4 protein-coding genes are annotated in these 4,967 nt (G+C 50.9%); all 4 read left to right on the top strand.

Going from position 1 to position 4,967, the window contains the following annotated elements; translation table 11 throughout:
* Positions 1–540: DNA polymerase III subunit beta (gene dnaN / locus KB557_RS08910; RefSeq protein WP_255133383.1), on the top strand; the 540-nt coding region annotated here is incomplete at its 5' end.
* Between the two features lies 1 nt (position 541).
* Positions 542–1,222: an RNA methyltransferase gene (locus KB557_RS08915; protein WP_255133385.1), complete on the top strand. Its 681-nt coding sequence runs from the start codon at positions 542–544 to the stop codon at positions 1,220–1,222.
* 129 nt (positions 1,223–1,351) lie between these two features.
* The gene (gene purL / locus KB557_RS08920; protein WP_399218912.1) at positions 1,352–3,673 is read left to right on the top strand and encodes a phosphoribosylformylglycinamidine synthase subunit PurL; all 2,322 of its coding nucleotides are present in this window, start codon (positions 1,352–1,354) and stop codon (positions 3,671–3,673) included.
* 6 nt (positions 3,674–3,679) lie between these two features.
* The coding region (gene purF / locus KB557_RS08925; protein WP_255133389.1) for an amidophosphoribosyltransferase at positions 3,680–4,967 on the top strand (1,288 nt) is incomplete at its 3' end.

Raw genomic sequence — 4,967 nt, forward strand, 5'->3', positions numbered from 1 at the left:
GTGCCAGCCCGTTCTTTACGGGAACTGGAACGTTTGCTATCAGCTCGCCCAAGTGAAGAATCGATCAGCTTGTTCTGTGATCGCGGCCAGGTGGTGTTTTTGTGGGCTGATCAAGTGCTCACCAGCCGCACTCTCGATGGCACTTATCCCAATTACGGCCAATTAATACCCGATAGTTTTGTTCGCAGTTTGAGCATCGAACGCAAACCCTTGCTTGCTGCCCTTGAAAGGGTTGCGGTGCTTGCTGATCAACACAACAACGTAGTTAAATTCAGCGCAAATCCCAGCACTTCTCAGTTGCTACTCAGCGCTGATGCCCAAGATGTGGGTAGCGGTTCGGAAGCATTAACGATCCGAATGGAAGGGGAAGCGATCGAACTTGCATTCAACGTGCGCTACGTATTAGAAGGTTTGAAATCAATGGCGGCGCAAGAGGTGTGTTTAAGGCTCAATACCTCCACTAGCCCTGCGATCTTGCACGGCGAGGCAGAGGAAGATTCTTTTACTTATCTGGTGATGCCAGTGCAGATCCGCAGCTGAAGTGGCAGCACTAGCAAATTTGGCGATATCTGGTTTGTTACGAGCTCGGGTGCGCACTGAAGACGGCCTTGATCTGGGGCTTGGCCACATGGCATGGATGCATCCCCCCTGCCATCGACTTTTGGGTTGGAGCACAAGACCTTCTGCTTTTGGGCCAGCCCGCAATGTTTGGCGTTTGAACCAGCTGGTAGCAATGGCAGAAGGGGAGGTAATCGTGCGCGGTGAAGCTGCTAGCAGCGATCAAGAAACCCTCGTTTTATTGCCAACCCTTTTGGATGCTGAATTATTCGGTGCTGCCGAAGTATGCCTTGGCCGTTTGGTAGATGCAGTAGTGGAGGTGCGTAGCGGTCGAATTTTGCATTATTTAGTGGCCCGCAGTGATCCGCGCTTACCAGGCAGTAGCCGCTGGCGTTTGGATCCCGATCGTTTACTTGATCAACAACCCGGGCAAGTGATCACCTCTCTGCGGGAGTTGGATGATCTACCCCTTGAAAAAGCCAGCATTCGCCAGCAGATGTTGCGGCGCACAAAGCAATGGCGCGATCAAGTGCCGGATTCTTTTGACGGCTTTGAAGATCGATTGCGTTCTTGGGGTGATCGCTTTCGTGATGAAGCCGAGGATCAAGCCCCAACAGCGCGCCGTTCCCCTAAACCTGAATCAGATGAAGATCCATGGATTTGATCTAATTTTGATCTAAATCAGTGCTCTGGTTCACAGCTCTGATTCACACTGTGATGACATGTGGAGCGGTAACCCCTGGTGTCTAATTCAGCTTTTGAGCACTCTGAATTTGAGCAGGCCTCCCCTGAGATCAAAGCGCAGATAAAGCAGGAGGGATTAACTCCAGAGGATTACAACGAAATTGTGCGGCGTATGGATCGCCACCCCAATCGCGCCGAATTAGGCATGTTTGGAGTGATGTGGTCTGAGCATTGTTGTTATCGCAACTCCAGGCCCTTGTTGCGTATGTTCCCCACCGAAGGGCCACGAATCTTGGTGGGGCCTGGGGAGAATGCAGGGGTAGTGGATTTGGGTGATGGTTTTCGCCTGGCTTTCAAAATCGAAAGCCACAACCATCCATCTGCAGTGGAGCCATTTCAAGGTGCTGCTACTGGGGTGGGCGGCATTTTGCGCGATATTTTCACCATGGGAGCAAGGCCACTAGCGCTGCTTAATGCCCTGCGCTTTGGTCCGCTTGAGGATCCCCGTAACGCCGGCTTAATGGAGGGGGTGGTGGCAGGTATTGCTCACTACGGCAATTGCGTTGGTGTTCCAACCGTGGGTGGTGAAGTTTGTTTTGATTCCAGTTATTCGGGTAACCCATTGGTAAATGCCATGGCCCTTGGCTTGATGGAAACCACAGAAATTGTGCGTTCCGGTGCCAGTGGTGTTGGTAATCCGGTGATTTATGTGGGCAGCACCACTGGCCGTGATGGCATGGGTGGAGCCAGTTTTGCTAGCGCTGAACTTAGTGAAGCTTCCCTTGATGATCGGCCTGCGGTGCAGGTGGGTGATCCATTTCTGGAAAAGGGTTTAATCGAAGCTTGCCTAGAGGCTTTTAAAAGCGGAGTGGTGGTGGCTGCCCAAGATATGGGTGCCGCTGGCCTCACCTGCAGCTGCGCTGAAATGGCTGCAAAAGGCAATTTAGGTATTGAGCTGAACCTTGATCTAGTGCCGGCAAGGGAAACGGGCATGACCGCCTACGACTTCCTGCTTTCTGAATCCCAAGAACGCATGTTGTTTGTGGTTGAGATTGGTAAAGAAGAGGAGTTGATGGAGCGTTTTCGCCGTTGGGGCTTGCAGGCAGCAGTGGTGGGAAAAGTGTTGCAAGAACAGGTGGTTAGGGTGCTTCAGCACGGTGAAGTAGCAGCAGAAGTGCCTGCCCGCGCATTAGCGGAAGACACCCCAATCAATAAACGCGAATTGCTTAGTGAACCGCCTGAAGCAATTCAGGCCCACTGGCGTTGGCAGGAAAATAGTTTGTTGCCCCTTGCCGTTGATCAAGTGGGAACCGTATTGCTGCAGTTGCTTGATGATCCAACAATCGCCAGTAAGAAATGGGTGTGGCGTCAGTACGACCATCAAGTGCAGGCCAATACCGTTGTGGTGCCAGGCGGTGCCGATGCAGCGGTGCTGCGTTTGCGTTACCAAGAAGGTGCCAAGGCAATGCAGGCCAGTGAACGGGGCGTGGCGGCCACCGTTGATTGCCCAAACCGTTGGGTTGCTTTAGATCCGGAGCGGGGCGGCATGGCTGCGGTAGCGGAAGCAGCTCGCAACCTCAGCTGCGTTGGGGCAGAACCAATCGCTGTTACCGATAATCTCAATTTCCCTTCCCCTGAAACTCCAACTGGTTATTGGCAATTGGCGATGGCTTGTAGAGGTATTGCGGAAGCCTGTCGAATTCTTGATACCCCGGTAACAGGCGGCAATGTTTCTCTCTACAACGACAGCCGTTTAGCCGATGGCTCTGTACAGCCAATTCAACCCACTCCGGTGGTGGGAATGGTGGGGTTAGTGAAGCGCCTGGATCGTTTGGTGGGTTTGGCTTGGCCGAAACCATCTGCTACTGCCCTTGGTGATCAGTTGGTTTTACTTGGGATGCCCCTCAATACTGCTGCCAGCGACGATCGCATCGGCTTAGGCGGCAGCAGTTATCTGCAGGTTGTGCATGGTTTATGCACCGGTAGGCCGCCGCGGCCAGATTTGAGCATGGAAATGCAATTACAAGAGCTGCTGCAAGCTGCAATTGCAGCTGGTTTAGTTAGTGCCGCCCACGATCTTTCCGATGGTGGTTTGTTGGTTGCCGTAGCGGAGATGGCCTTAGCTGCTGGATGTGGAGCGCAACTAGAAATTTCTAGTACTGAACTGCCATTGCAAAGGTTGCTATTTGCTGAAGGTGGTGCTCGGGTGCTTGTAACGGTTCCAGCTGCTGAACTGGAGGCATTTGCTGCCCTCTGCCAGGCACGTGGTTTTCCCCAACAGCCGTTGGGTTATGTGCATGCAAAAGAGCAGCTGCAGCTGCGATTAGCAGCTGAGGAAGTGTTTTCGTTGGATTTAAAATGTTTAGAAAAGGCTTATCAGGAAGCAATACCGCGACGCTTAGCAAGCCACTTGCTCGGGCACACTGGTTAAGCATCCATGAAGGTCGCTCCCTTGACCGTGAGACCAGATCGGATGGAGGAAGCCTGCGGTGTGTTCGCCGTATTAGCGCCTGGGGAACAGGTGGCAAGCCTTTGTTATTTCGGCCTTTATGCCTTGCAGCATCGCGGCCAGGAATCAGCTGGAATAGCAGTTTTTGATGGCGATAAGGTGCGGCTCCATAAAAATATGGGCTTGGTTAGCCAAGTGTTTGATCAAAATGTGTTGGAGCTAATGCCCGGTGATCGGGCGGTGGGCCATACCCGATATTCCACCACCGGTAGTTCCAAGGTTTGTAATGCTCAGCCATTGGTTTTTATGACCCGGCTCGGCCCATTTGCGTTAGCTCATAATGGAAATTTGGTTAACACAGCTGAACTGCGCAAACAATTATTGGTAGACAAATTAAATATTAATGGATTAGATATTAATAGTAGTGGTGATAGTGAATTAATTGCTTTTGCATTGCAGCAGGCGGTGAATAGCGGAATGGCATGGGATGAAGCGATTAAGGCGGCAGCAGCACAATGTAAAGGTGCTTTTAGCTTGGCGATTAGCACTCCAGAAGCGCTCTACGCATTAAGAGATGGCCACGGCCTGCGACCGCTTGTGTTTGGACATTTAGGTGAATCCGGCTCTGCCGCTTGGGTTGTTAGTAGTGAAACTTGCGGTTTAGATATTGTTGGCGCCCATTTTGATGATGATGTTGCACCAGGGGAGTTGGTGCGTTTTAAAGCTGGGGAAGATCATCCATTTAGAAGCCGATGGTGTGAAGAAACACCAAAACTATGTGTATTTGAATTAATTTATTTTGCAAGGCCTGATAGCCGTTTTTTCGGTGAATCTCTTTATAGTTATCGCAGGCGAATTGGCCAGCGTCTAGCGCAGGAGTCGCCAGTTGAAGCAGATCTTGTAATCGGGGTTCCAGATTCAGGAATACCTGCGGCGATTGGTTTTTCTCAAAGTAGCGGCATTCCTTTTGGTGATGGTTTGATCAAGAATAGATATGTTGGTAGAACTTTTATTCAACCCACTCAAGCAATGCGAGAAGCGGGAATTAGAGTGAAATTAAATCCCTTGAGAGATGTAATTGAAGGGCAGCGTATCGTTGTAGTTGACGATTCTATTGTTCGTGGCACCACAAGTAGAAAATTAGTGCAGGCTTTTAGGGAAGCAGGTGCAAAAGAAGTGCATATGCGGATTAGTTCACCACCGGTAACACATCCCTGTTTTTATGGAATTGATACCGATTCACAGGATCAACTTATTGCAGCACGCTTTAATCTTG

It is taken from the genome of Synechococcus sp. Cruz CV12-2-Slac-r (assembly GCF_024346075.1).
GTDB lineage: Bacteria > Cyanobacteriota > Cyanobacteriia > PCC-6307 > Cyanobiaceae > Synechococcus_D.